This window comes from Streptomyces sp. ATexAB-D23, from assembly GCF_000373645.1.
GTDB lineage: Bacteria > Actinomycetota > Actinomycetes > Streptomycetales > Streptomycetaceae > Streptomyces > Streptomyces castrisilvae.
The window spans coordinates 1-26,586 of record NZ_KB892034.1; the positions used below are offsets into that span (position 1 = coordinate 1).

The 26,586-nt window shown below is 68.1% G+C and carries 26 protein-coding genes, 1 tRNA gene and 2 pseudogenes; 24 read left to right on the forward strand and 5 right to left on the reverse strand.

From position 1 onward, the window contains the following. From B082_RS0125040 to B082_RS0125060, 5 genes and pseudogenes are all read left to right on the forward strand, one after another. Positions 1–217, forward strand: a pseudogene (locus B082_RS0125040) (IS110 family transposase); the annotation flags it as partial. Positions 218–337: 120 nt separating this feature from the next. Continuing rightward, positions 338–1,495, forward strand: a complete 1,158-nt coding sequence (locus B082_RS0125045; RefSeq protein ID WP_018554537.1) for a sugar ABC transporter substrate-binding protein — start codon at positions 338–340, stop codon at positions 1,493–1,495. Beyond that, positions 1,492–3,108 carry a sugar ABC transporter ATP-binding protein gene (locus B082_RS0125050; RefSeq protein WP_018554538.1) on the forward strand — a complete coding sequence of 539 codons (1,617 nt, stop codon included), beginning with the start codon at positions 1,492–1,494 and terminating at the stop codon, positions 3,106–3,108. The genes B082_RS0125045 and B082_RS0125050 overlap by 4 nt, the downstream gene beginning before the upstream one ends. Continuing rightward, on the forward strand, positions 3,105–4,151 hold the full coding sequence (locus B082_RS0125055; RefSeq protein WP_018554539.1) for an amidohydrolase family protein: 1,047 nt from the start codon (positions 3,105–3,107) through the stop codon (positions 4,149–4,151). Before B082_RS0125050 ends, B082_RS0125055 begins: the two co-directional genes overlap by 4 nt. A gap of 26 nt (positions 4,152–4,177) precedes the next feature. Then, positions 4,178–5,503 carry a DUF3500 domain-containing protein gene (locus B082_RS0125060; protein ID WP_018554540.1) on the forward strand — a complete coding sequence of 442 codons (1,326 nt, stop codon included), beginning with the start codon at positions 4,178–4,180 and terminating at the stop codon, positions 5,501–5,503. Positions 5,504–5,515: 12 nt separating this feature from the next. On the opposite strand, the gene B082_RS0125065 is transcribed toward B082_RS0125060, so the two are convergent. Then, entirely contained in the window at positions 5,516–6,175 is a 660-nt protein-coding gene (locus tag B082_RS0125065) for a GntR family transcriptional regulator (protein ID WP_018554541.1), read from the reverse strand. Positions 6,176–6,213: 38 nt separating this feature from the next. Here B082_RS0125065 and B082_RS36655 point away from each other — a divergent pair, with 38 nt between their 5' ends. From B082_RS36655 to B082_RS0125115, 9 genes are all read left to right on the forward strand, one after another. Continuing rightward, a complete protein-coding gene (locus tag B082_RS36655) occupies positions 6,214–7,011 on the forward strand; it encodes a dimethylmenaquinone methyltransferase (RefSeq protein ID WP_234018232.1) in 798 nt (265 codons plus the stop codon). Continuing rightward, entirely contained in the window at positions 7,008–7,718 is a 711-nt protein-coding gene (locus B082_RS0125080; RefSeq protein WP_026250178.1) for a GntR family transcriptional regulator, read from the forward strand. The genes B082_RS36655 and B082_RS0125080 overlap by 4 nt, the downstream gene beginning before the upstream one ends. A gap of 2 nt (positions 7,719–7,720) precedes the next feature. Further along, positions 7,721–8,506 carry a 2-oxo-hept-3-ene-1,7-dioate hydratase gene (locus B082_RS0125085; RefSeq protein ID WP_018554544.1) on the forward strand — a complete coding sequence of 262 codons (786 nt, stop codon included), beginning with the start codon at positions 7,721–7,723 and terminating at the stop codon, positions 8,504–8,506. Beyond that, positions 8,491–9,297 carry an HpcH/HpaI aldolase family protein gene (locus B082_RS0125090; RefSeq protein ID WP_018554545.1) on the forward strand — a complete coding sequence of 269 codons (807 nt, stop codon included), beginning with the start codon at positions 8,491–8,493 and terminating at the stop codon, positions 9,295–9,297. The genes B082_RS0125085 and B082_RS0125090 overlap by 16 nt, the downstream gene beginning before the upstream one ends. Before the next feature lie 11 nt (positions 9,298–9,308). Beyond that, positions 9,309–10,151 (forward strand): siderophore-interacting protein, encoded by an 843-nt coding sequence (locus B082_RS0125095; protein WP_199783851.1) that lies wholly within the window; start codon positions 9,309–9,311, stop codon positions 10,149–10,151. Positions 10,152–10,431: 280 nt separating this feature from the next. Then, complete coding sequence (locus B082_RS0125100; RefSeq protein WP_018554547.1) at positions 10,432–10,932, forward strand: DUF6232 family protein; 501 nt, start codon at positions 10,432–10,434, stop codon at positions 10,930–10,932. Continuing rightward, entirely contained in the window at positions 10,929–11,279 is a 351-nt protein-coding gene (locus B082_RS0125105; protein WP_018554548.1) for a hypothetical protein, read from the forward strand. Before B082_RS0125100 ends, B082_RS0125105 begins: the two co-directional genes overlap by 4 nt. A gap of 197 nt (positions 11,280–11,476) precedes the next feature. Then, entirely contained in the window at positions 11,477–11,752 is a 276-nt protein-coding gene (locus tag B082_RS0125110; protein ID WP_018554549.1) for a hypothetical protein, read from the forward strand. A gap of 155 nt (positions 11,753–11,907) precedes the next feature. Next, a tRNA-Ala gene (locus B082_RS0125115) sits at positions 11,908–11,981 on the forward strand. A 77-nt stretch (positions 11,982–12,058) separates the two neighbouring features. On the opposite strand, the gene B082_RS0125120 is transcribed toward B082_RS0125115, so the two are convergent. Together B082_RS0125120 and B082_RS0125125 are read right to left on the reverse strand one after the other, a co-directional pair. After that, positions 12,059–13,819 (reverse strand): ABC transporter ATP-binding protein, encoded by a 1,761-nt coding sequence (locus tag B082_RS0125120; protein WP_018554550.1) that lies wholly within the window; start codon positions 13,817–13,819, stop codon positions 12,059–12,061. Continuing rightward, complete coding sequence (locus B082_RS0125125) at positions 13,816–15,432, reverse strand: ABC transporter transmembrane domain-containing protein (protein ID WP_018554551.1); 1,617 nt, start codon at positions 15,430–15,432, stop codon at positions 13,816–13,818. The genes B082_RS0125120 and B082_RS0125125 overlap by 4 nt, the downstream gene beginning before the upstream one ends. A gap of 399 nt (positions 15,433–15,831) precedes the next feature. Here B082_RS0125125 and B082_RS39555 point away from each other — a divergent pair. The 6 genes and pseudogenes from B082_RS39555 to B082_RS39560 all read left to right on the forward strand — a co-directional run. Continuing rightward, positions 15,832–15,982 (forward strand): annotated as a pseudogene (locus B082_RS39555) (transposase); the annotation flags it as partial. 277 nt (positions 15,983–16,259) lie between these two features. Then, positions 16,260–16,700, forward strand: coding sequence for a MarR family winged helix-turn-helix transcriptional regulator (locus B082_RS0125130; RefSeq protein ID WP_018554552.1), 441 nt, complete (start codon positions 16,260–16,262; stop codon positions 16,698–16,700). An 82-nt stretch (positions 16,701–16,782) separates the two neighbouring features. Beyond that, positions 16,783–17,673 carry an NmrA/HSCARG family protein gene (locus tag B082_RS0125135; RefSeq protein WP_018554553.1) on the forward strand — a complete coding sequence of 297 codons (891 nt, stop codon included), beginning with the start codon at positions 16,783–16,785 and terminating at the stop codon, positions 17,671–17,673. Positions 17,674–17,863: 190 nt separating this feature from the next. After that, positions 17,864–19,396, forward strand: coding sequence for an ISL3 family transposase (locus B082_RS0125140; protein ID WP_026250180.1), 1,533 nt, complete (start codon positions 17,864–17,866; stop codon positions 19,394–19,396). 97 nt (positions 19,397–19,493) lie between these two features. Continuing rightward, positions 19,494–19,802: a transposase gene (locus B082_RS0125145; protein ID WP_018554555.1), complete on the forward strand. Its 309-nt coding sequence runs from the start codon at positions 19,494–19,496 to the stop codon at positions 19,800–19,802. After that, positions 19,799–20,197, forward strand: coding sequence for a transposase (locus B082_RS39560; protein ID WP_018554556.1), 399 nt, complete (start codon positions 19,799–19,801; stop codon positions 20,195–20,197). The genes B082_RS0125145 and B082_RS39560 overlap by 4 nt, the downstream gene beginning before the upstream one ends. Before the next feature lie 750 nt (positions 20,198–20,947). Here B082_RS39560 and B082_RS0125160 read toward each other — a convergent pair. Further along, positions 20,948–21,955 carry a DDE-type integrase/transposase/recombinase gene (locus tag B082_RS0125160; RefSeq protein ID WP_018554558.1) on the reverse strand — a complete coding sequence of 336 codons (1,008 nt, stop codon included), beginning with the start codon at positions 21,953–21,955 and terminating at the stop codon, positions 20,948–20,950. 17 nt (positions 21,956–21,972) lie between these two features. Next, positions 21,973–22,356 carry a hypothetical protein gene (locus B082_RS0125165; protein WP_018554559.1) on the reverse strand — a complete coding sequence of 128 codons (384 nt, stop codon included), beginning with the start codon at positions 22,354–22,356 and terminating at the stop codon, positions 21,973–21,975. A 20-nt stretch (positions 22,357–22,376) separates the two neighbouring features. On the opposite strand from B082_RS0125165, the gene B082_RS40530 reads away from it, so the two are divergent. The 4 genes from B082_RS40530 to B082_RS0125185 all read left to right on the forward strand — a co-directional run. Then, the gene (locus tag B082_RS40530; protein ID WP_018554560.1) at positions 22,377–22,541 is read left to right on the forward strand and encodes an IS3 family transposase; all 165 of its coding nucleotides are present in this window, start codon (positions 22,377–22,379) and stop codon (positions 22,539–22,541) included. 219 nt (positions 22,542–22,760) lie between these two features. Continuing rightward, positions 22,761–23,177 carry an effector-associated constant component EACC1 gene (locus B082_RS36665; protein WP_037710889.1) on the forward strand — a complete coding sequence of 139 codons (417 nt, stop codon included), beginning with the start codon at positions 22,761–22,763 and terminating at the stop codon, positions 23,175–23,177. A 5-nt stretch (positions 23,178–23,182) separates the two neighbouring features. After that, a complete protein-coding gene (locus tag B082_RS38250; RefSeq protein WP_078622649.1) occupies positions 23,183–26,224 on the forward strand; it encodes a caspase, EACC1-associated type in 3,042 nt (1,013 codons plus the stop codon). A gap of 139 nt (positions 26,225–26,363) precedes the next feature. Next, positions 26,364–26,586 (forward strand): helix-turn-helix domain-containing protein (locus B082_RS0125185; protein WP_018554563.1); only part of this gene is annotated, 223 nt, incomplete at its 3' end.

The following is a 26,586-nucleotide window of genomic DNA, read 5'->3' on the forward strand; positions in this document are numbered from 1 at the left end:
CCAGCTCAAGCGGGCCATGTTCCTGTCCGCCTTCGCCTGCATGAACGCCGACCCCGCCTCCCGCGCCTACTACGACAAGCAACGAGCCCGCGGCAAGACCCACACCCAAGCTCTCCTCCGCCTCGCCCGCCAACGCATCAGCGTCCTGTTCGCCATGCTCCGCGACGGCACCTTCTACGAATCCCGGACACCGAAGGACGTCGAGCTCGCCGCATAACCCCAGCACACCGAACCACACCAAACCCGACAGGGGCGCCTTGACGAAGGACATAGAGGCACCCCCCCGGACCAGCAGCCCCGCCACCGCGCCAAATCTCAGCAGACAACGGAGTTCGCCATGAGACCCGCACGTCACACCCGTCGCGCCCGCACCTGGGCCGCGGCCGCCGGCATCGCCCTCCTCGCCGGTTCCCTCGCCGCCTGCGGCGGTGACGCGGAGGACACCGCGTCCACCAGCAACGACGGCCCGGCCGCCGCTGCCGACGGCGAGCTGACCACGGCGCTGAAGCCGCTGGACGCCTACCCCGTCCCGACGGAGAAGCTCGACAAGGCCGGCTCCGTCGCCGGAAAGACGATTTTCTACATCCCGATCACCAAGCAGGCGCCGCAGTTCACCACCACGGAGAAGACGCTCGCCGCCGCCGTCAAGGCCGCGGGACTGCGCCTCCAGGTCTGCGACGGCAAGGGTACGCCGACCGAGATCGGCGGCTGTATCGGCCAGGCGACGGACGCCAAGGCCGCGGCCATCATCGCGGACGCCATCCCGTACGGCCTGGCGGCCAACGGCTTCGACGCCGCGCAGAAGGCCGGCATCCCGGTCGTCATCAGCAACCAGGTGCCCGACCCGGCCCACCCCGCCTCCAAGACGCTCACCTGGATTCCGGTCCCCGGGACCGAGCAGCAGACCCGCATCTTCGACTGGATCGCCGCGGACGCCAAGGGCAAGGCCAACATCCTGGTCAATCAGAGCTCCGACGGCCCGTCGCCCGCCGCTTACGTCACCGGAGGCGAGGCCGCGCTGAAGAAGAGCTGCCCCGACTGCAAGCTGACGGTCAACAAGGTCACGTCCTCCAACTTCGCGCTCGTCCCCTCCTCGACCAGCGCCGCGCTGCTCAAGGACCCGAGCATCAACTACGTCGACGCGCAGTTCGAGCAGTACCTGCAGCCGACGCAGGGCGGTGTCCAGCAGACCTCGCGCACGGACATCAAGGTCGTCACCGGCTCAGCCTCCCTCGGCGGCCTGAAGGCCCTCAAGTCCGGTTCCCTGGCGGCCGTCACCGCCCAGGCCGCGGCCTTCCAGGGCTGGGTCGACACCGACGCGGCGCTGCGCCTGATCGTTGGTCAGCCGGTGCCGGAGTACAACATCCCGACCCGACTGTTCACGAAGGAAAACATCGGCGACGTCAAGCTGACCGAGGAGGCTGAGCTCTCCGGCGAGTGGTTCGGCCCGGCCACCTACACGGACGACTTCAAGAAGCTGTGGGGCGTCGCGTGAGCGGGCTCACTGGACAGGCCCCGACGGAAGGGACCGGTCTGCCGCAGGGCCCGCGGCTCGCCGTCGAGGGGGTCTCGATGACCTTCGGCAGCGCCACGGTCCTGCGCGACGTCGCCATGGATGTGCGCCCCGGGGAGATCCACGCCCTCATCGGGCAGAACGGGTCGGGCAAGTCCACCCTCGCCAAGATCCTCACCGGTCTCTACCGCCCCGACGCGGGCAGCCGGATCACGGTCGACGGCATCGGCCTGCGGCTCCCGGTCCGGCCCGACGAGTCCCGTGCCGCGGGCGTCGCGGTGGTGCACCAGAACCTCGGCCTCGTGCCCGACGCCACAGTGCTGGAGAACACCCGGCTCGGCAGGTTCAAGGGCTCGCGCTTCCTGCGCCGGATCGACTGGAAGGCCGAGGCCGAGGCGACGCAGGCCGTCTTCCAACGGCTCGGCCCGCACCGGATTCCGCTCGACAGCAAGGTCGCGGATCTGCACGAGGACGAGAAGGCGGTCGTCGCGATCGCCCGTGCCGTGCAGGACCTCGAAGACGGCCGCGGAGTCATCATCTTCGACGAGTCGACGCGTGCCCTCGGCCGTGAGTCGCTCGAGCGGTTCTACACCCTGCTCGACCGCATCGTCGCGACCGGCACCGCCGCCCTCCTCATCACGCACCGCCTCGAAGAGGTCGTGGAGGCCGCCGACCGGGTCACCGTGCTCCGCGACGGCGAGATCGTCGTGGCCGGCAAGGACGTCGAGGGCATGACGAAGTCCGACCTCGCCCACCTCATGCTCGGGCGTGAGGTCGAGGGCCTCGAACACCGCACGGCGGTCGGCGCCGCGAACGACGCCGCCTCCGTCGTGGTCGACGGCCTCACGGGACGTACCGTGCGCGAGTTCTCCCTGCGCATCCGGCCCGGCGAGGTCGTCGGCGTCACGGGCCTCAGCGGGGCCGGCCACGAGGACGTCCCGTACCTGATCAGCGGTGTCAGCGCGGCGGACGACGGCACCATGACCCTGCCCACGGGGCCGGTCGCGCTGAAGGGCCTGTCGCCGGCCTCGGCGATCAGGAACGGAATCGCGCTCGTCCCGGAGGGCCGCGAGTCGGCCGGACTCGTCGGCGCGATGACCGTGACGGAGAACATCTCGTTCCCGCAGACCTGCACCGCGACCGCCTCGGGCAGAGTGCGGCCACTGCGCAGCGCGGCCGAGAAGCAGCTGGCGGCCGACTGGATCGAGCGCCTCGACGTGCGCCCCCCGTGGCCGCACGCCGTGCTCGACAACATGAGCGGGGGCAACCAGCAGAAGGTGCTCCTGGCCAAGTGGCTCGCCACCGATCCGACGCTGCTGGTGCTCCACGAGCCCACCCAGGCCGTCGACGTGGGCGCGCGCAAAACTATCGTCGAGGCGGTCCGCGGGGCCGCTCGCGAGGGCCGCGCCGTTCTCGTCGCCAGCTCCGACGAGAACGAGCTCGCGCTGCTGTGCGATCGCGTACTCGTCTTCAGCAACGGTGTCGTCGGGCGTGAGCTCACGGGTGAGTTCACCCCGCACGACATCGTCGAAAGCATCTACACCGACAGCTCGCGCAGCAAGCTGCGCGAGCGCAGCACACAAGGAGTGTCATGACCGTCGTCGACATCAACATCCACCACCTGCCCGAGGACCTGTTCACGAACGAGAAGATCCTCAACGGCTTCCTCAACAGCGCTCCGCGCGGCTTCGGCGAGATCGCCCGTGTCATCACCATGGAGGACGGCAAGAAGCAGCTGGTCCTGGAGAAGCCGAAGGGCTACGCCAACCTCAACTACGTCGAGGGCGACTACTCGACCGAGGCGAAGCTGAAGGCCATGGATGACGCGGGTGTCGACTACGGCATCATGCGCGTCCCGGTCTGGCAGGAGTGGCTTGGCCTTGAGACCTGCAAGGCCGTCAACGACAACGCTGCCAAGATCGTCGCCGAGTCCAACGGCCGGCTGTTCTCGACCGCCTGCCTCCCGCCGTGGGGCGGCAAGGAGAACATCTACGAGCTCGAGCGCTGCCTCGACAACGGAGCCGTGGGCGTCCAGCTCGCCTGCCACTACGGCCAGCTCTACCTCGATGACGAGGCGTTCAAGCCCTACCTCAAGGTGCTCAACGACAAGAAGGTCCCGGTCATCGTCCACCACACGCCGCTCCCGGTGGAGTGGAAGTCGGTCATCGAGTACCAGAACTTCCGTCGTGAGTACGGCCGCATCATGGACCAGGGCATCGCGGTCGGGCGCGAGCTCTTCAGCGGCATGTTCGAGGAGTTCCCCGACCTGAAGTTCATCCACACGATGCTCGGCGGCAACTGGTTCGCGGCCACGAACCTGCTCACCCCGCACGCACCCAAGGCCGGCGAGGCGATGCAGCGCCTGTCGACGACCGGTGGCGACAAGATCAAGCGGTACCTCGAGAACAACATCTTCTTCGACCTCACCCACCCGCACTCCTGGGGCAAGATCCAGGTCGAGGCGGCACTGAAGATCAACGGCGCCGACCACTACATGTTCGGCTCCTCGTTCCCCGTCTTCCGCTCCTGGATGAGCCAGGGCGTCGAATTCGTCAGGAACGAGCTTGAGATCAGCGACGCCGACCGCGAGGCCGTCTTCCACGGCAACGCGAAGAAGATGTTCAACCTCCCGATCTGACCACGCACCCGAGCAGAGTGAGACCGATGAGCGCCCTACCTGACGAGGACATCGACGGCTTCTTCACGACCTCCCGCACGACGGGCCGTGAGGAGGCGGTCGAGCTCACCGACGACAGCTACCGCACCTTCCTGCGCGACCTCGACGATCCCAAGCTCGCCGAGGTCCGCGGGATGACCTACGAGGAGTTCGCCCAGAACCGCTACCAGGCACCCTTCCTGCGCGACCTCCTCACGTACTGGGACGGCCTCTACCGTGAGCCGTTCGTCGGGATCACCTCCGACGGCGCGGTGCGCGAAGGGCTCTACGCCCTGCCCGCCGCCGCGCCGTCGGACATCGGGGCCGGGCCCGCCGAGGCCGCCGTCCGCTTCCTCGGGATGCTCACCCCCGGTGAGCTGGACGCGGCGCGCTACGACATCGACGCGCCGCAGTGGCGGGCGTGGAGCAACCCCGAGTTCATGGTCTACCGCGTGGGACTGAGGATGGAGGTGCTCACCGACGACAAGAAGTCGGCGATCCACGGCGTCCTCCGCGCCTCGCTCAGCCCCGAGGGCTACGCCCGGGTCGAGGGCGCGATGGAGCTCAACGGCCGGCTCGGCGACCTGGTCGGCCTGCCCACGGTCATGAACCGGCACAGCTACTGGTTCTCCGTCTTCGGCGACCCGGCGGCGGGCGCGGCGGGCGAGCCGTGGGGCTGGCAGCTCTTCGGCCACCACGTGGCCCTGAACTTCGTCTCCGTGGGCGGCCGGCACGTCATCGCCCCGGTGTTCCTCGGCGCCGAGCCCGCGCTCATGGACGACACGGCCGGCCGCCACGAGCCGCTGTTCGCGGAGCGGGAGCGGCTCGCCCTCGAACTGGCGGGCTCCCTCACGGCCGCGCAGCGCGACCGGGCCGTCGTCTTCGAGTCCGTACTCGACCCGGCGATGCCGGAGGGACGGCTGCACCCCGCCGACGAGCGGCACGTCGCGGGCGCGTTCCGCGACAACCGGGTGATCCCGTACGAGGGGATCCCGGCGGACGAACTCGACGAAGCCCAGCGCAACCTGCTCCGCCGTGTCGTCGCCGACTTCCTGCACCTGCTGGCGGAGGGCCAGCGCGAACTCGCCCTGGCGGAGTACGACGCCCACCTCGACGAGACGTGGTTCTCCTGGTACGGCGCGACGGACGGCTCCCAGCCGTTCTACTTCCGGGTGCACAGCCCGGTGCTGATCGCGGAGTTCGACGACCACGCCGGGGTGTGGCTGAGCAACGAGCTGCCCGCGCGGTTCCACGCGCACACCACGCTCCGGCACCCCAACGGCAACGACTACGCCAAGGCGCTCATCGCCCGGTGGCGCGAGCGGGGCGAGTGAGCCGTGCCGCTTTCAGAACTGCTGGTCGGGCAGGGTGGCCTCGTACTTCGTGACCGCCTCGATGGTGTTGATCTCGTGCTGCTTCGCGGCCGCCTCAACGGCCTCGGCCGACGCGCCGGCCTCGATGAGGTGGAGGATGCCCTCGTGCTCGGCGATGGCGGCCTGGGCGCGACCGGGGGCGTACCAGAAAGCCGACTTGCGGACGATTTCGAGCCGGGCCCATTCGTTGTCGACCATGTCGACGAGACGGCGGTCGGGGCAGCGGCACGCGAGCAGCCGGTGGAACTCGCGGTTGAGCCGGCCGAAGCGGGCCGGGTCGAAGGCGGCGAGCGCCTCCTTCATCTGCCGGTCCAGTGTATGGGCCGCCGTCAGGTCGGCCTCGGTCAGATGGGGTGCCGACAGCGCCGTCGCGTAGCCGCCGAGGCGCGCCACGATCTGCAGACCCTGCTGCCACGCGTCGGTGTCGAACGTCGCCACCAATGCGCCGACGTTGGGCACGATCTCCACCCAGCCCTCGGCCTGGAGCCGACGCAGCGACTCGCGCCACGGCACCGAGCTGATGCCGTGCTCGCGCACCAACTGGTCGATGACCAGGCGGTGCCCGGGCCCATAAGTGCCGTTCATGATCCGTTCTTTGAGGATCATGAATGCCTGTTCGGTCTTGGTCGCCATGCAGCAGATCCAACCACAATTCCGTACACGATATTGAAGTGAGCCCTTCCTTGAACACCACACCCGCCTCCCCCCTCACCCCAGCACTACGGGCGAAACTCGCGTCGGTGCCGGTGGCCGGACTCTCGGCCCAGCTGCGCCGCCGGGGCCTCGAAGGCGTGTTCATCGACGGCGTCCGTCCCCTCGTGGCGGGACAGAAGTTCGTCGGCACCGCCCGGACGCTGCGTTTCGTTCCCTTCCGCGAGGACCTCTTCCGCGGCCACGGAGGGGGCTACAACGCGCAGAAACGCACCTTCGACTCCGTGGCGGAGGGAGAGGTCCTCGTCATCGAGGCACGGGGCGAGAGGGGATCGGCCACGCTCGGCGACATCCTCGCCATCCGCGCCCATGCCCGCGGCGCCGCCGCCGTCGTGACCGACGGCGGCGTACGCGACGCCGAAGCCGTCGCCGCCGTCGGCATCCCCGTCTTCACCGCGGGGCCACACCCCGCCGTGCTCGGCCGCAAGCACGTTCCCTGGGACGCCGACCTCACCATCGCGTGCGGTGGTGCCACCGTGCAGCCCGGCGACGTCCTCGTCGGCGACACCGACGGGGTCGTCGTGATCCCGCCGGAAATGGCTGAGGAGGTCGCCGACGCCGCCATCGCCCAAGAGGAGGAGGACGGCTGGATCGCCGGAAAGGTCGCCGAGGGACACCCCGTCGAGGGGCTCTTCCCGATGAACGCCGAATGGCGGGCGGCGTACGAGGCCGAACGCTCCGCCAGGCCGGAGACGCCGCCGTCGGACGCGGCGTCTGCGGGCAGGGTGCCGTCGGACACGGCACGGGCCGGCTCGTGACCCGGACCCGGCCGGCACCGGCCGCGAGCAAGTCACGGGTCGCCTACGAGTGGATCCGGGAGCGGATCACGTCCGGGGCGTTCGGCCCCGGCTACCGCCTCGTCCTGACGACGCTCGCCGGCCGGCTCGGCATGAGCGTGGTGCCGGTCCGCGAGGCCATCAGCCACCTGACGGCCGAGGGCCTGGTGACCTTCGAGCCCAATGTGGGCGCGAGCGTCTCCATGGCCGACCCGGACCGCTACATCCACGCGGTTGAGGTCATCACCGTGCTGGAGAGCGCGGCGACGGCGCTCTCGACCCCCCACCTCACCCGGCCGGACATGGCGCAAGCCAGGAAACTCAACGCGGCCATGCGCACCGCGCTCGGCCAATTCGACTTCCGGCGCTTCACCGCGCTCAACCAGGAGTTCCACCACACCCTCTACTCCAGGTGCCCCAACCCCCGGCTGCTGGAGCTGGTCGACGGGGAGTGGTCCCGGCTGGGCCACATGCGCGACTCGATCTTCGGGCTCGTCCCCCACCGACCCAAGGAATCGGTGTGCGAGCACGACGAGCTGCTCGACCTCATCGAGGGCGACGGGACGCCCGACCGGATCGAACAGGCAGTGCGCCTGCACCGCACACGCTCTCTCGACGCCTTCCGCACCCACCAGCCCGACGGCGCACACAGCCCGCACCACGACGGCCGCGCCGGCCAAGGAGCCTGACGATGCTTCCCGACAAGACCCGTGCCGACCTCGCCGCCGAGCTCGAGCGGGCGCACACCGAACGCACCGTGCTTCCGCGCATCACCGCCCGGCATCCCGAGGCGACGGTGGAGGACTCGTACGCCATCCAAGGGCTCTGGCGCGACCGGCGCATCGAGGCCGGCCGCCGCCTCGTCGGCCGCAAGATCGGTCTGACCTCCAGGGCCATGCAGGCCGCGACGGGCATCTCCGAGCCGGACTACGGCGTCATGTTCGACGACACCGTCCGGGACAACGGCGCCGTCGTCCCGTTCGACGCGTTCTCCAACGTCCGCATCGAAGTCGAACTCGCCTTCCTGCTCAAGGCACCACTGAAGGGCCCCCACTGCACCGTCTTCGACGTGCTCCGGGCGACGGAGTACGTCATCCCCGCGCTGGAGATCCTCAACTCGCACTTCGAACTCGAAGGACGCACGATCGTCGACACCATCGCCGACAACGCCGCCTACGGCGGCATGGTGCTCGGCGGCAACCCCGTCGCACCCAACGCGGTCGACCTGCGCTGGATCTCCGCGCTGCTCTACCGCAACGAGACGATCGAGGAGACCGGCGTCGCCGCCGGTGTGCTCAACCACCCCGCCACGGGCGTGGCGTGGCTCGCCAACAAACTCCACCAGCACGGCACCGGCCTCGACGCCGGCGAACTGATCCTCGCCGGTTCCTTCACCCGGCCGATGTGGATCTCACGCGGCGACTCGGTGCTCTGCGACTACGGAACGATGGGAACGATCTCGTGCGCCTTCCGGTGAACCTTCCGCCGAACTTCCGCGAGGCGCTGGCCGCCTCCGACCGCCCCCTGGCCGGCATGTGGGTGTGCAGCGGCAGCCCGCTCGTCGCCGAGATCTGCGCGGGCGGCGGCCTCGACTGGCTGCTGATCGACATGGAGCACGGACCCAACCAGCTGGAGTCGGTGCTCGCGCAGCTCCAGGCGGTCGCCGCCTACCCGGTCAGCCCACTCGTCCGCGCGCCGGGCCTGCTGCCGGTCATGATCAAGCAGATCCTCGACCTCGGCGCCCAGAACATCCTGGTGCCCATGATCGACACCCCGGAGCAGGCGGAGACGGCCGCGCGGGCGGTGCGCTACCCGCCACGCGGCAACCGCGGGGTCGGCTCAGCCCTCGCACGCTCGGCCCGCTGGAACCGCGTCGACGACTACCTGGCCAACGCGGACGAACACGTCTCGCTGTTCGTCCAGATCGAGTCGGTCACCGGCGTCGAGAACGCCGCCGCGATCGCCGCGGTCGACGGCGTAGACGGTGTCTTCGTCGGCCCGTCCGACCTCGCCGCGTCGATGGGCCTGCTCGGCAAGCAGACCCACCCCGAGGTGGTGTCCGCGGTCGAGCGCACCTTCGACGCCGTCCGCAGCGCCGGCAAGCCCGTCGGCGTCAACGTCTTCGACCCAGCCGTCGCGTCGGCCTACCTCGAACACGGTGCGTCGTTCGTCCTGGCCGGCGCCGACGTCGCCATGCTCGCCCGAGGCTCCGAAGCCCTGGCCGAGCGGTTCACCGGCGCGCCCGCCCCGGGCCGCGCCGGCAAGTGAAGGAGCACCCCTTGTCCCTCTCCCCGGACTCAGGCCGCCCCGGCGACCGAAGACCACCCCGAGGCGAAGGCCGTCCCGGTGGCCCGCGCCGCCGTCCGCCGCGCCAGGTCGAGGTCGTCGACATCCGGCCGCTGACCCCGCGCATGCTGTCGATAGTGTTCGCGGGCGAGTCCCTCGCCGGATTCGCCGAGCCCGCCCCGACGGCGCACATCAAGCTCTTTCTGCCGGACGCCGACGGCAACGTCGCGCGGCCGGTGGTCGGCCCGGACGGCCACCTCGCATGGCCCGACGGCCGACCGGCGATGCGGACGTACACGCCCCGACGCTTCGACGCCCAGGCCTGCACCCTTGAGGTCTGGTTCGTTCTGCACGGCGACGGGCCGGCCGCGCGGTGGGCCGCGCAGGCCGAGCCCGGCAGCCGTGCCGCCATCGGCGGCCCGAGCGGCCGCTTCTGCGTCGACCCGGCGGCGACCTCCTGGTGGATCGGCGGCGACGAGAGTGCCCTGCCCGCCATCGCCACCCTGCTCGAAGCGCTGCCGGACGATGCCACCGGGCAGGTGCACCTGGAAGCGGAGGGCCCCGAGGACCGCATCGGCCTGCCGGCACCCGCTGGTGTCGAAGTGACCTGGCACGACCGTGCGGGCGGGCCGGGCGCCGCCCTTGTCGACACCTTCCACCGGGCCGACCTCGCGGACGACACGCACATCTGGATCGCCTGCGAGGCATCGGCGGTCCGCAAGGCCCGCTCGTACCTCCTCGGCGAGCGGGTGCCGCCGCGCCCGCAGGTCACTACGCGCGGCTACTGGCGCGTGGGCGAGGCCAACCACCCCGACCACGACTTCGGCGAGGACTGACGGACGCGCCCCCGGTGAGCCGACGGGCGTCCGGCCAGAAGGCCGCGGGACCCGGAAACCGCCAACGGCGGGTGACGATGACAATGGCCGTATCTCGCCTGCCGTCATCCGACCCCGTACAGGCTTAATGATGCTCCCGCACTAAGCACTGCGCGGCCGGTCGTGACGACAGCACGGGGGGATCATGGATCACACAGGCGGCATCGGCATTCCACCTCCCGGGCCTCCGCCACAGCCTCCGCCCCGGCCCCCGTCTCAGCCGCCTCCGCACGTCCCGCCGATGCCGCTGCCTCCCCGCAGGGGAAAGCCGCTGGAACTCCGGGTCCAGCGACAGATCCTCTGGGTGGGGTCGGCGGCGGTTCCGTTGCGCAATGTCAGCTGGGTCGAGGTGTTCAGGCTGAAGCCCGCCTGGGGCAAGGCAGGCGTCTACTTCCTGCTGTTGGTGATTCTCGCCTTCCTGATCTCCGCCCAGCTCGACTCCACGGACGGGGCCGGCTCCGCCCCGGACGTCTTGATCCTGTTGCCCCTGGCCGCTGTCTGCGCCGTCCTGTTCTGGTCGAGGAAACCGGTACTGGTCGTCGAACTGAACAGCGGTTCAAGAGTGGTCCTGACCCTGCCGACCATGGACGAACTACGGGCAATCGCCGGGCAGATCGTGTACGCGATCGACCACCCGGAATACGAATTCTCCGCCGTCCTCGAGCAGTACAACACGACGAACAACTTCGGTTCCGTCGTCAATATGAACGGCGGCAGGGGAAACACAGGGATCAAACTATGAGCGACACATCGAACTACTACGGCGACGTCGTCAACGTGAACGGCGGCGAAAACGTCATCGGCATCAACCACGGCACCGTCGTCCACAACGACGACGCCGCCCAGGACATCGAGCTCCGAACTGCCGTCACAGACCTCACCCGCCTCCTCGACGACCTGCGCCCGAACCTCACCCCGGGCCAGGCCCGAACCGTGGAGAACGCGCTGCCCGCGCTCACTCCCGACCGGGTCGCCCTGCGCGAGCGCGGCATGATCCTGGCGTCCGTCTCGCAGATCGCGGCGACCGTGGGAGAGGTGGGCCGGCCCGTCATGGAGGCGCTGGGGCGACTGCTGGCGCTGCTGGGCTGACGGATCTGCCCCGGTGGATACGGTCGGGCCCCCCACCGCAGGCAGAACAACGAGCCCGGACCTTGCGGCAGGACGTCGTCCGGCCTGTAGACCCGACCCTCCCCGCCTCCTCCCCGCCGAGTCCTGCCGGTCCTTGACCCTTTGCTGACCTGGCTGCGTTTCCCCAACCTGCCGGAGCCGACGGCAGCCCCACTCCTATGCCCGTGTACTCGTCCCTGACTCGTGCCGAGGCCGAGGCTTCGGCCGATGTCCTGCGGTTCATCGACGGCAGTGAGGACGGGCAGATGGACCCGGACGACGCACCCAAGGCCCTCGAAGGCGTCGCTCACCTGGTCGGCAAGGTGTCGAGCGATCAGCGGAACGAGTTGACGGATCTGCTCGGGACGATGGCGGAAGCCGAGTCCGACCCTGCGCGACGCGAGTTCCTGGAAGGGTTCTCGGAGGGCTTCGGGCTCCTTGACGATGCGGTTTGACCTGTGGTGCACGAGTAGAGCAAGACGCGCTCGCGGAGGAGAGCGAAGCCGACCCGGCCGGACATCCGTGACGCGCCACGCCACGTCGTCGCTCGTCGCGTCCGACAATTCACGAGCAGCGCGGTGGGGGCAGCTCGTATGATCGAGAGCGGGATGGGGCTCGTAGCGCAGCGGTTGTCGCGCCTTCACCGCATGTGGGAGGACGCCGGTTCGAATCCGGCCGGCCCCATCCCACCACAGCGCCGTTCACGAGCAGGCTCGTAGGCGGCTCACGAGATCCCGTCCGATCTGCGCCCTGCCGAAGACTCAGCTTTCACCGTTCCACGACCGCCACAGATCCGCGTACGGTCCGCCCGCGCCGACCAACTCGTCATGGGTGCCCAGCTCGACTATGCGGCCGGACTCCATGACGGCGATGCGATCGGCGTCGTGCGCGGTCTGCAGCCGGTGGGCGATGGCGATGACGGTGCGGTCCGACCGGACGGCGGCCACCGCCCGCTCCGCCTGCCGGGCCGTCTTCGGGTCGAGCAGTGACGTGGCCTCGTCCAGGATCAGGGTGTGCGGGTCCGCCAGATGCACCCTGGCCAGGGTGAGCTGCTGTGCCTGGGCGGCCTCCAGCTCGACTCCGCCTGAGCCCAGCGGGGTGTCCAGGCCCTCCGGAAGTTCGGCCACCCAGTCCGCTTCCACGGACCGCAGAGCCGCGAGGACGGCCTCGTCGTCGGCTTCGGGCGCGGCCATGGTCATGTTGTCGCGAAGGGTGCCCATGAACACGTGGTGCTGTTGCGTGATGAGGACGATGCGGTTGCCCAGTTCGCCCGCCGCTGCCTGGTCGGCGACGGGCACGCCGCCGACCAGAACGTGGCCGGTGTCAGGGACGTCCACACCGGACAGCAACTTGCCGAGGGTGGTCTTGCCGGCTCCTGACCGGCCGACCACCGCCAGCCGTTCACCGGGACGGACCAGCAGCTCCACGTCCTTGAGGATCTCGTGCCCGGGGACGTAGGAATACCCCACGCCCTTGACCTCGATGAGGTCGTCCACAGGGGCCGACACACGTGCGTCAGCTGTGTGCGACACCAGCCCGACACCCTTGATGCGGGCGAACGAGGCGCCGCTGCGCTGTAGTTGTTCGACCCAGATGAGCATCTGGTTGAGCGGGTCGACCAGCTGCCACATGTACAGGCTGCCTGCCACCACGACGCCCAGGGACATCGCGCCGTTCAGGTAACCGAACCCGCCCACGAGCAGAATGAGCGCCATGGGCAGCGTGTGCGCGAACTCGGTGACCGGGAACAGCACCGTCCGCAGGGAGAGGGTGCGCATGCCGGCGCGGTAGGTGGTGTCGATGGCCTTGTCGAGGATGCTGTTCTGCAGTTCGCGCAGCCCGTAGGCCTCGACGGTACGGGCGCCGTGCGCGGTGGAGCTGAGGATCTCGGAGACATCGCCGGCGGCCGCTCCCTCGGCGAGGTAGGCGTCGCGGGAGCGCGCGAGGTACCAGCGGCTCACGCCCCACACGAGTGGCAGTCCCACGACCGAGCAGAGGCCGAGCAGCGGGTCGAGGAGGAAGACCGCGGCGAAGACGAACACGACCTGGATGCCGGAGATGAACATGTCCGGAGCCGCATTGCGCAGCGTGGCCGCGACGGTCGAGACATCCAGGGTGGTACGGGTGACCAGATCACCGGTGCTCACCTCGTCCGCGACGCGCCCCGGCAGCGAGAGGGTGCGGTCGACGACCTCCTCGCGGAGCCTTGCGAGCGCGCGCTCGCCGAAGCGATGGGAGAGACCTCGCGCATAGCGCGACAGCACCAATCGGGCCGCCGAGAAGCCCAGGACCGCCGCGGCCAGTCCGTCGACTGCGGAGACGGACAGGTCACCGGACTCGACCCTGGTCACGATGCGGCCGAGGAGCCAGGGACCGGCCGCGCCGGCAAGCGCGGCAAGGCACGTCAGCATCAGCATCGCGCAGACGGCGCCCGAGTCGTCCCTCAACAGCTGCCGGCCGGCCCGGCGAACCGTCCTGGCATCGGCGATCGGCAGGCGGAACGTTTCGTCGGCCCCGCTCATCGGAACTGTCCTTCCACGGGCTGTGCCACGGCGGCTTCGCCAGGGATCTCGGTACTGCCGCGGAACACCAGCGCCGCGTATCCCGGCTGGTCGGCGAGGAGCTCCCCGTGCGTACCGGCCGCCCGCACCTTTCCGTTCACGAGGTAGGAGACTCCGTCGGCCTGGCCGAGCACCAGCGGCGAGGTGCTGACGACGAGGGTGGTCCGCCCGTGCCGGTACGCAGCCACCCGGGCGGCAACGGTTGCCTCCGTGTGCGCGTCCAGTGCCGACGTCGGTTCTACGAGCAGGAGCACTGCCGGGTCCGCGAGCAGGGCCCGCGTCAGCCGGAGCCGCTGGCGCTGTCCCCCCGAGACGTTGCGGGCCTGATTCTCCAGACGGGTGCCGAGCCTGTCGGGGAGCGCGTCGATGATGTCCTCCGCCGAGGCGGCGTGCAGCGCCCGCCGGATGTCCTCGTCGCTGCGGCCGGTGCTGCCGGAGACGACGGAACGCAAGGGGCCCGGGAACATATAGGCATCGTTGTCCGTGAGCAGAATGTGCCTCCTGAGAGCCGTGCGGTTCCAGCCGGACAGCTTGAGGTCCGCCCAGGAGGCCTCGGAGTCCGTGTAGCCGGCCAGCCGGTCCACCACGGCGCGCGCCTCGTCGGGACGGGCACCGACCAGAGCCGTGACTTTCCCCGGGGCCACCACCAGGCCCGATACAGGGTCGCGCAGCGGGCCGGGAGCGTCTGGGGGGTCGATCCGGGCCCGGTGCTCCTCGGGAGCCGGTGCGAGCGCCAGGATGTCGACCACCCTCCGTGCGGAGACGAGCCCGCGCGGCAGGTCATCCGCCCCTTCGATCAAGGATGAGACGGGTACCAGCAGAGCGGCAACATATCCGTAGACCGCCACCAGCTCACCTACGGTGATGGCCCCACTGGCCGCCATCCGCGCGCTGATCCACGTCACCACGGCAAGGAAGACCATGGGCAGGCACGCGGTGAGTGCCTGGACCCAGCTGGTGATGGCGGCGACGCGGTACCCGAGGGGGACCAGAGCCTGGGAGCGTTCCCGGTACCGCCCGGCGAACAGGGGCTTGCCGCCGATCCCGTTGAGGACGCTCAGGCCGGCCACCATGTCGCCGGCGAGAGAGGTCAGAGCACCCTGGTCCTCCCGGTAGCGGCTTTCGGCGCCGTGCAGCCTTCCCAGCAAAGGGCCGACGGTCAGGGCCAGGGCCGGGACGCCGAGAAGGACCACCACGGCGATGACGGCGGAGATCCGGACCAGCAGGACGGCAGTCGCGGCATACGCGATGACCGCACCTACGCCGGGTCCGGTGATGGTCAGGGTCTGGGCGATCCTGCTGATGTCACCGGCTTGGAGGTGTGTGAGCTCACCCGCAGACACCTGTCGGGGCAGCGCCGACCCCAGCCTGGTGACGTGGCGCGCGACGACCTGCACCGTCCGGTACGCCGCGTCCACACGGATGTGCGTCATGGTGCGGTGCCGCAGAATGCCGAGGACCGCTGTCCCGGCCCCGGTGACGACCACGGCTCCGATCCAGAGGAGCAGCATCCTCGGGTCCCGCGCCTTGAGCCCCTCGTCGACCGTCTTCGACAACAGGTACGGCGGAAGCATGAGCGCACACATCCACGTACTGCCCCACAGGGTGCCGAGCAGTACCCGCCTGTACTGACTCGTCGTCAGCCACCACAGGAACCGCAGCGGGCTCCGATGATCCGGCAGGCCCGGGGACTCGTAAGGAACCCGGCGCACGCCTTCAGGCAGGTCTGGTCCATATATCATTTCGGCCGTCCTTGCGTGGGATCGAGGGGCGTCAGCGAATGATCCGGCTGCGCTACTACATGCGCCGTACGCAAGAAAATGCCATACGGCCGAAGCGCCCTACGGGGTGAGGTCGCAATGCACCTCGCAATGCACCAACGAAGGTGACAACGTCGGGCCTTCACCTCGGCGTCTCGCCGTACGCTCGGCCGCATCGGGTATGCCGGAACGAGGCTCGCGACGGAGCGCGCCTATGCCCTGATCAGTGGATGCGCCTGGCGGGCCTTGCCCCCGCGCTTCGGGATATCGGAGTCGACGGCCCATCGCAGTCCTGATCTGGTCGAGAGCCGGCGTCTGGGGCCGGCTCCACGAGGAGATCCTGCACCGCCTGGACGACACAGGCTCCCCGACCTCTCCCGGGCGGTCCTCGGCTCCGCACCGGATACACCGACTACCGCACCCTCGACGCGGCACAGAAGTGACATGGCACCGGCGCGCGACCCGTCGTGCGCCGGTTGAGGCGCCACCTGAGGGTGAGGGGACAGGGCAAGTCGATCAAAGTGTTCGGGGTAGGAGTGCCAGGCCGGTCTCGCAGAGGTGTACATCTCCGAGTGGGTGGCGCGGTCTGCCGGCCCGCGACGAGTAGGCTGGCCGTTCGCCATCGGACGAGGGAGGCCGGCGTGGACTATGGCGACAAGCTCTTCTGGCTCTCGGTTGTGATTCAACGCAAGTACGCGCAGATCTGCGACGAGTTCGACCTGACCCCCTCGCAGGCCACGCTGCTCTGCGCAGTCAGGAACGAGCCGCGGCAGATGGCTGACCTCGCCGCGTCGTTGGGCATGACCAAGAACGCATTGAGTCAGCTGGTCGATCGCACCGCGCGGCGCGAGTTGGTCGGCCGCGCAAGCTCGGCGCAGGACCGACGGGTAATCATGCTCAGTGCGACGCCCGCGGGGAAGGTGCTCGCCGAGGCCTTTTACGCCGAGGTCGGCAAGCGCCTACCTGAGATCGCGAGGAACCTCGACGCCGACGACCAGCGCGACTTCGAACGCGTGGCCACCGCCATCGTGGACACCTCGGACCTGTCTACGCCCACCTCGAACCAACCCGTCACACCGTGAGGTCCCGCTGCACCCCACCTTGACGTAGTTCATGGCGTGAACTAAATTTGTTCACGCCATGAACTAGTGAGGGGTGTCAGCGATGAGTACACAGACGACCGGCACGATCGCAGTCTTCGGCGCGACTGGGCAACAGGGCGGGGCGGTGGTCGACGCGCTGCTGGACCACAAGGCCCGGGTGCGGGCTTTGGTCCGCAACCCGCAGTCCGACCGGGCTCAGGCGCTGGCCGCCCGCGGCGTCGAGCTGGCGGCCATCCGGGCCGACGACCCGGAGTCGCTGGCCGCCGCGCTGGCGACGGTCGCGGGGTTCTACTTCATGACTCCGGAGGCGAACAGCCTCGAAGAGGTCGAGGCGGAGATGCGCGTCGGTACCGCGCTCGTCGACGCGGCGGTCGAGGCGGGCGTCCCGCACGTCGTGTTCAACTCGGTCTTCGGAGCGGACCGGGAGTCGGGTGTGCCGCACCACGACTCGAAGCACCGGATCGAGGAGCGCCTGAGGAAGTCCGGCCTCAGGGCCACGATGGTTCGCGCGACCGCCTTCATGGAGAACTTCGCGAGCGTGATGGCACCGAGCCTGGAGCATGGGGAGATCGTGCTGAGGCTGCCGCTGCCGGAGGACGTCCCCCTGAAGATGATCTCGATCAGGGACATCGGCCGGGTCGCCGCCGCGCTCCTGCTCGGCAGCGCGGAGGCGCCCGGCGGAGCTGTCGAACTCGTCGGCGACGAGCTGACCGGCCCCCGGATCGCCGCCGCGTTCGGCGCGCACGCCGGGCTACCGGCACGGTACGAGGCCCTCCCGTTGAGCGTGCTTCCCAACGACCTCGACAAGGTGATGTTCCGCGAGTTCGCGAAAGCGGCGGCATACCCTTCGGACCCCGCGGTGATGCGCTCGATCGAGCCGGCCACCCTGGACCTGGCCGAGTGGATCCGAGCTACCGGCTGGACCGCGCCCACGAACGTGGCTGGTTCCTGAACCTCCGGCCGCGATGAACACCCCGCGATCGTGCCCACGGTCTCGGCGCCGGGGGCGAGCTCGGTGGGGAACTGGGCGTCGAGTCGGAGACGATGGTCGTGCACTTCGGCGGCGTACGGGGGTCTGCCGCACGAACGGCTCTGTCTCACTTTCGGTGGTGACGGAGAGCGACTGCCATCGTTGATGTTGCATGCATGACATCAACGTGCTTGTGAGTACGGTGTTCTCAGGGTTGTCTCCGCTGGTCATCGAAGATGTGCGGGATGAGGGCCGACGGATACTGGTGCGGGCGCGGACGCCGTGCGGGACGGTGCCCTGCCCGGACTGCGGTGCTTGGTCGCGGCGGGTGCACGGGTATCACGCACGGACCGTCATGGACGTTCCCGTTGACGCCCGACGGGTCGTGGTCAGGGTATTGGTGCGCCGCTTGGTGTGCCCGACCCCGGGATGCCGCCAGACGTTCCGGGAACAGCTCTCCGGGGTCCTGGAGCGCTATCAGCGCCGCACACCGCGACTGTCCGCGCTGGTGGGGGCGGTGGTGAGGGAGTTAGCGGGCCGGGCCGGCTGCCGGGCGCTGTCCGTACTGGCCGTGGCCACCTCCCGGCACACCGCCCTGCGCGCGCTGATGCAACTGCCGTTGCCCGAGAGGCCGGTGCCCCGGGTCCTGGGGGTGGACGACTTCGCCCTGCGCCGCCGCCACGACTACGCGACTGTCCTGATCGACGTCGAGACGCGTGAACGTGTCGACGTGTTGCCCGGCCGTACCGTCGAGGCGCTGGAGGGATGGCTGCGTGAGCATCCGGGCGTCGAGATCGTGTGCCGGGACGGCTCGGCCGCCTACGCCGAGGCGATACGCCGGGCACTGCCCGAGGCGGTGCAGGTCGGTGACCGGTGGCATATCTGGCACAACCTCGCCGAAGCCGTCCGCAAGGAAGTCGCCGCGCACAGCACCTGCTGGGCGAAGGGCGGCCCGCCACCCCGCGAAGGTGTGCAGGCCGCCACGACCCGTCAGCGATGGCATCAAGTTCATGACCTGCGTAAACGTGGAGTCGGCCTGCTGGAATGCGCACGCCGGCTGAATCTGTCGTTGAACACGGTCAAGCGTTACGACCGTGTCACCGAGCCCGAACGCCTCATCCGTGCCCCCAAGTACCGGCCCACACTCGTGGACCCCTACCGCGATCATCTGCGGCGTCGACGCGAGCAAGACCCTGCCGTGCCTGTCCTGCACCTGTTGCGGGAGATCAAGGAACTCGGCTATCGCGGGAGTTCCAACCTGCTCCACAAGTACATCAACCAGGGGCGTGTCGAAGCTGAACGCTCCGCGCTGTCCCCGCGTCGACTCGCCCGCTACTTCCTCACTCACCCCGATCACCGCAAGGAACACCAGGAAGAGCGCATCGAGGCCGCCACCACCTCCTGCGCGGAAATGTCTTCTCTCGCCAAGCTGATCAGTGCCTTTGCCGCACTGCTGAGGCCCGCCGAGGGGAACGCCGAGCAGCTCAGCGCGTGGATCATCACCGCGCGGGCCGAGGACCTGCCCCACCTGCACGCCTTCGCCCGCGGTCTGGAACGAGACCGCGCCGCCGTGAACGCCGCTCTGACCAGGACGTATCACAATGGCGGAACCGAAGGCGTCAACAACAAAACGAAATTGATTAAGCGACAGATGTACGGGCGGGCCGGATTTGCCCTCCTCCGCCACCGCATCCTTCTGGGATGACTTCACCCACCGTCATCACCGAAAGTGAGACAGAGCCGCACGAACGGGTGACATCTGAACTGGCTTGCTTTGTATGGCGGGTGGGAAGGATGTTGCTGTGCCCAAGCCTTATCCCCAGGAGTTCCGCGAGGACGTCGTGCGGGTCGCGGGGAATCGCGGCCCGGGCGTCACTGTTGAGCAGGTGGCCGCCGACTTCGGCGTCCACGCGATGACGTTGTGGAAGTGGATGCGCCGCGCGGACATCGACGATGGCACGAAGCCCGGGACGACCAGCCAGGAGAGCACGGAACTGCGGGAAGCCCGATGGAGGATCAAGCTGCTGGAGCAGGAGAACGAGGTCCTGCGGCGGGCGGCGGCCTATCTGTCGCAGGCGAACCTGCCGGGAGAAGGATCTGCCCGCTCGTGAAGGAGCTGGCTGGGGACGGGGTGCGCGTCACGGTGGTGTGCCGGGTGCTGAAGCTCGCCAGACAGCCCTACTACCGCTGGCTCGACGACCCGGTGACCCCAGCCGAGCTCGCCGAGGCGCATCGCGCGCACGCGCTGTTCTCCGCCCACCGCGACGACCCGGAGTTCGGCTACCGCTTCCTGGCCGACGAGGCCCGTGACGCCGGAACGGTCATGGCCGACCGGACCGCGTGGCGGATCTGCCGGGACAACCAGTGGTGGAGCGTGTTCGGCAGGAAACGCGGCCGGACAGAGAAGGCGGGCCCTCCGGTCCATGACGACCTGGTCGACCGGGTCTTCATCGCGACCGGCCCGAACCGGCTGTGGCTCACCGACATCACCGAACACGCCGACTGAACCTGTCACCCAACGCTGCATCAGACCCGAGAGTGGAAACGGCGATGTGAGCACAAGCCGCCCCGAACGGGATGGGCGAATAACCGCCGGGGGAGTAGCAGGTGACGACGTAGGTTCCGGCTCACCTTCGCCCGCAACGCGGGCGCCTCCAGCTGTGGGCCCGTCCTTGGCAAGCGAGGCATCAAGGAGTGGCGCGAGCGTTCTCGACCTCCGCGCCGCCGTACGTGCCTAGCATGGCGCCGCAGGGCATCCTGGGCGCTGGCTCTGTTCACGTCGCAGGGTTCTGGCACAGATCTTGGGGAGCGGTCGCTGAGGGTGACGTGGTGTTCGATTCGAAAGGGACGGTTACGAACCCGCCAGCCCTACTCGGTCGGACGAAGACCTTCGCCGAAACGGGCACCGGCTCCCGCCACCTCGCCAGTACCCGTACCTGTGCCGAACAACCAGCCACGGCCAGCTGACTTTCCCGGCAGCTCAGAGCGCGATCGGCCGGTACTTCAGGGCCTGATCGACAATCTGCTCCGCAGACGCGTCCTGAAGGCCGTCCGAGGGGTAGAAGACCAGGTCACTCACCTGGGGGATGTGACACGTTCTCCAGGAGCCGCAGATAGTAGTCGCTCTCTGCAGAGGCAGTCAGGAGTCTGCGAACGATCTCAACGAGTTCGTCCCGGGTGATGTCCGCAACCACGGGGCGAGCCGGCCGGGCCGCCTCCCTCGGAAGATTTCAAGTCCAGTGAGACGGTCGTGACGCTATGAGGTTTGTGGTGCGGGTTCCCTGCGCTTGGCCGGGTCGTTGATCCATGCCTGCTGGGGTATCCGGGGTGGTCGGGGGCGGTGGCCGAAGCGTTCGGGGTGGCGGGCGTATGCCTCGGCGAGGGTGACTGCACGCTGGTCGCGGACCTCCTCGGCGGTACCGAAATGCACGCTGGCGGGTGTGTGCCAGCCGATGCCCGAATGCCGGTGCTCGTGGTTGTAGTACGCGATGAACGCGTCGAACCACTCGCAGGCATGGGCCAGCGAGTCGAACCGTTCGGGGTAGTCGGACATGTACTTCGTGGTCTTGAAGTGGGCCTCGCTGTAAGGGTTGTCGTTGGAGGTCTTCGGCCGCGAGTGCGACCGGGTGACGCCGAGGTTGATCAGCAGCTGCGAGACCTTCTTCGAGGTCATCGACGTGCCACGGTCCGCGTGCACGGTTTCGGGCACGATGCCGTTGCGGGCGATGGTCTCGCGGATCAACTCCTCGGCCCGCACCGCTGATTCGGCCCGCTCGACGGTATGCCCGACGACGTAGCGGCGGAAGATGTCGATGATGACGTAGGCGTGATACCAGACGCCCTTGACCGGTCCGGCCGCCTTGGTGATGTCCCAGGTGAACACCTGCGAGGGTACGGCGGCGACCAGCTCGGGCACCGTCTTCGCCGGGTGCGTGGCCTGGCGGCGGCGCTCGCCGGACTGCCCCTTCTCCCGCAGGATCCGGTACATCGTGGAGACGGAACAGTGGTAGCGCCCGGCATCCAGCTCACGGGCCCAGATCTGCGCGGGCGGCAGCTCGGCGTACTCGCCCGAGTTCATCACTTCCAGGACCGCAGCCCGCTCCTCAGCCGTCAGGGCCGAGGGCTGGACCTGCCGCTTGCGGGGTCCGTGCGGCGGCGCCGGACGCAGCCGGCGGTAGTGGGTGGCCCGGGAGCGGCCGGTCAGCCGGCAGGCCGCCGTGATACCGAGCTCGCCCTCGATGCCGGTGAACGCGTCGTCGACCACCGGTTTTGCGGCAGCGTTCAGTCCGCGCCCTCGGAGATCATTTCCAAGAGCGCGGAAGCTTTTCCCATGACTTCCAGCGCGGCCTTGTTCCGGGCCAGTTCCTTCTCCAGCCGTTCCACCTGGCGGCGCAGTTTCTCGTTCTCCGCCTCGGCAGCCGGCTTCTTCGGCCTCGCCGGGCTGGTCCGCCGGTCGACCAGCTTCTCCAGGGCCCCGGCATCCCGCGCGGCCCGCCATTCCTTGACGTGCGAGTGGTACAGGCGCTCGCGGCGCAGGACCGCGCCCTTCTCGTTCTTGGGCGCGGCGTCGTACTCGGCCACGATCCGCAGCTTGTACTCGGGACTGAAGGTGCGCCGCTTCGGCCGAGGCGCCGGATCTGACCCGGCGGGGGTGGTGCTGGTCATGAGGGGGTGCTTCTCCTGTCGTGCCCTCTCAGGCTAACCCGACGAAGCGGGACGTCTCACCCAAGGCTGACAGAGAGGGCACCACGATCTTCGACTTCATCGAAGGCGGGTACAACTTGCACCGACTGCACAGCAGTCTCGGCTACCTCAGCCCCGCCGAGTACGAGAACGCACTCGCAGCCTGACCACCATCAATGGTATCCGTCAAAGCGGATCAAGCTCAAGACTCGCAAAACTCCCCACGTGAGACAACCTCACATTTCCCTCAAGTCCCCTGCTGTGTCACGGCTTCCCGCTAGGGTTGGCAGCTCTGCGGCGAGAACCAGAGTGAAAGAGCGGGGCCCGTGCCATCGAACGCGGGTTGGAATGGGCCGTCATGCGTTACGGGTTGTATGGGAGCCAGGATGAACGTGACAGTTACGATCACGGGGGATGGAGTGGCGGATGAGCTGCGTTCCCTGCATGAGTGGCTGATTGTCGAGGAGGAGCTGCGGGGCCGGGTACGGCTGATGGAAGCGCCGCCATCGCCTGGCACTCTAGGTACGGTTCCAGAAATGTTGACGATCGCACTGGCCCCGGGTGGGGTAACAGCGGTGCTGGCGAGCGCTGCTATCGCATGGATGCGGCACCGTACTGGTGAGGTGACGTGCAAGCTGACCCGGCCGGACGGGACAAGCGTGGAACTCCACGCCCAGAGGGTACGCGGTACGGACATGACAGAAGTGCGCGAGTTGGTCGACAGGTTGGCCGATATGCTGGAAGGCGGTCCTGGGGCGGTCGACGGCGATCAAGGTGAGTCGACCGTACCGACTGGACAGTAGTCTCGATGACCAGCTTGAGTGCGCCCGGGAGTCGGGTGCTACTGATCGGCACCGGCTCCCACAACGCCGCCTCTGGCCTGCCGTCGGTGCCAGCGGTGATGGGTAACTTGGCTGACCTGGGGCAGGTGTTGGTCGAGCGGTGCGGGCTGGCTGAGGAGAACCTGCGGGTGATTCGTGACCCGGCAAACCCGATGGAGCTGGGGATTGCAATCGCCCAGGAGGCCGAACGTGCTGAGGGCGTGCTGTGGATCTACTACGTGGGCCACGGGCTGGTCAGCCCCACTGGCGAGCTGCATTTGGCTACAGTCGCTACTGATTCCCGCTCAGAACGGGTGGCTTACACCGCGCTGGCTTACGCCGCGGTCCGTGGCTCCCTGCTGAAGACTGCAGCTCGATCAATGGTTGTCGTGCTCGACTGCTGTTTCTCGGGGCGGGCAGTGGGTGTCCTGGGTGATGCCGAGCAGGAGACGGGGTTGACTCGGGTCGACGGCGGGTACGTCCTGGCTGCGGCAGCCAGGGACGAGCGGGCACTATTCACGCCCGGCGCCCCGCACACCGCTTTCACTGGCGAGCTGATCCGTCTGCTCTCCGAAGGCGATCCGGAAGGCAGTCAACAGCTGACGCTGCGGGAGGCATGCGGCTACCTGGAGCGAACTTTGCCCGCACGGGGCTTTCCCCGCCCACGCCATCTCGCCAGCGAGCGGATCGAAGACCTGGTGCTGTGTCCGAACCCTGCCTACCGGCCCCCGCCTTTGTCGCCTGTATTGCCCGCACTAGCTCGGGTGAATGCGACGCCACAACCGTGCCCCTACCCGGGTTTGGCCGCGTTCGACCTTAGCAAGGCGCAGTGGTTCTTTGGCAGGGAACAATTGATCACTGAGCTAGCCGGAAGGCTGGCCAGGCGTATGGACTTAGCCGATCCGTTGGTTCTAATGGGCCCCTCCGGGTCCGGCAAATCCTCCTTGCTGGGCGCGGGCCTGCTAACCGCTCTGGGCAAGGGTGCGATTCCGGTGCCCGGATCCAGGACTTGGCCGCACCTGCTAATAACTCCGACCGAGCATCCGTTGACCGAACTAGCTAATCGTCTGGAACGGCTGACCGGGGTGCCGGGCGCACTGCTACGCAAAGAAATCGAGAGTGACCCGCTTCGACTCGTCGCTGTTATCCGCGAGATGTTAAAGGCCCGAGCCGGCCAAACAGCGATCACCGGATCGCGGCTGGTGCTGGTGGTGGACCAATTCGAAGAAATCTTCACCCAGTGCGCTGACGTGCACGAGCGCCAGATGTTCATCAGCGCCCTGTGTGCCGCCGCCAGTGGCGGCGGCGAACCGCCTGCACTGGTGGTCCTCGGTCTGCGGTCGGACTTTCATGACCGCTGCGCCGCCTACCCTGAGCTGCAGCCTGCTCTGCGCAAAACCCCGCTCTTCGTCGGACCAATGACCACCGAAGAGCTGCGTGAAGCAATTACAAGACCCGCCCAAATCGCCGGACTGGAACTGCAATCAGAACTGGCTAACATTCTGCTGCGTGATCTTGGTGCTGACGGCACAGCGCGAAGCATCGACCCGGAGGCCCTGCCGTTACTTTCTCACACCTTACGCGCAACCTGGCAAAATCGAGAGGGCCACACACTGACCATGGCCGGATATGCGGCCACGGGCTATGTCAGGAACTCGGTTGGCAACACCGCCGAGGCGGTCTACGGCCAGTTCAACTTCACCGAACAGCAGACGTGCCGGTCGTTGTTATTGCACTTGATCCACATCGGAGAAGGAACCCAGGACACTCGTCGTCGAGTCAATCGCATCCGTTTGCTCCACGACTCAACCCATCCGGGCACCGCATCTGAAGTTCTGGAAGTCCTGGCTGGTACCCAGCTGGTCACTGTCGAGGCAGGGACCGTTGAGATCACCCATGAAGTGTTGCTTCATGCCTGGCCACGGTTACGTCAGTGGATCGAAGACGACCGGTCCGGACTACGGATCCACCAGCAGCTTGCGCAGGACTCCGATGCCTGGGAACGGAATGGGCGGAATCCCGCCCAGCTCTATCGCGGGTCCCGCCTTGGCCTTGCCCGGGAATGGGTCAACAGTTCCACACGAGGCAGTCATCCCAGCCCCCTGCAACGTAAGTTCGTGAATGCCAGTGTGCAAGCTGTCCAGCGGCGGAAAAGGGTGATGGGATTGCCTGCTGTCGCTCTGTGCTCAGCTCTGCTGGTCATGGCCGGCTGGCTCGCGACGAGCGGCGTCGGGAGTGAGACTGGGGTTGACAGTGGGGTTGAGTACGAGGACTGGAAGGTCTCGCACCCCAGCCTGCGTGTCGGTGTCATGGCGGATCAGCCGGGCATGAGCACGTACGACGAGAAGAAGAATGAGTGGACGGGCTACGACATCGACATGGCTCGCGCGATTGCCATGAGAATGGGGTACGCCATAGACGAGGTCGTATTCTCCCCTGTGACGACCGAAAATCGGAGCAACGTCCTGCGTGATGGGAGGGTCGACCTCGTCCTCACGGAGGACCGTAAGCTCGCCTCGCCCGATGGGTCCAGCATTACCTTCGCGGGCCCGTACTATCAGGCGAACGGGGCATTCCTGGTGCGCAAGGATTCGAGTAAGTACGAGATCAACGACTCCAGCGACCTACAGAATCAGAATATCCCGGTGTGCATTGAGCGGGGTTCGACGCACGAGAAGATGCTGACTGAACAGGGCTTCACCGTGATGAAGCCGCAGCCCTCCACGCCTCAGGGCTGCCTGGAGGATCTGCTGAACAAGAATACGAATGTCTACGCGATGACCTCGGACGACGTCTTCCTCGCTCGCTACGCCAACGAATACTCGGAGGTGCGGATGCTGGATGACGGAAGGTATGGCGTGGCGATGCGCTCCGGTACCCCGTCCTTGAGGCGTGAGGTGTGTTTAGCGCTGCTGCACATCCTAAAGGGCAAGGCCTGGGACGAAATGTACAGGGCCAACCTCTCCGACCTGCGGGGCGGCAAGCCCCCGCCGGCCAAGCCAGGCGTGCTGGAATGCAAGGACCGCTGAGGTGAGGTGCCCCGTTATGTTTTCCGATCCCGCCTCCCGCTCATATTGATCCGAAACGCTTTGGGTTCAGGCTCGTTGACAGCATGTGAGTGATCTGGCGGGGGATGCGCGGACCTGGTCTCCAGATGCGCAGGAGGCTGTGCGTCTGCTGGCGGTGTCCGCGCTGGTGGAGGGCAGGGACCGGGCGGAGGTCGCGACCTTGTTCAAGGTGTCGGTCCGAGCCGTGGACAACTGGTGGGCGAGGTGGCGGGCGGGGGGACGGGACGCGCTGCTGTCCCGTCCGCGGGGCCGACGCACAGGTGACCATCAGGTTCTGTCCGAGGCCGAGCAGGCCGCCGTGCGGCAGGCCGTCCTTGACCACA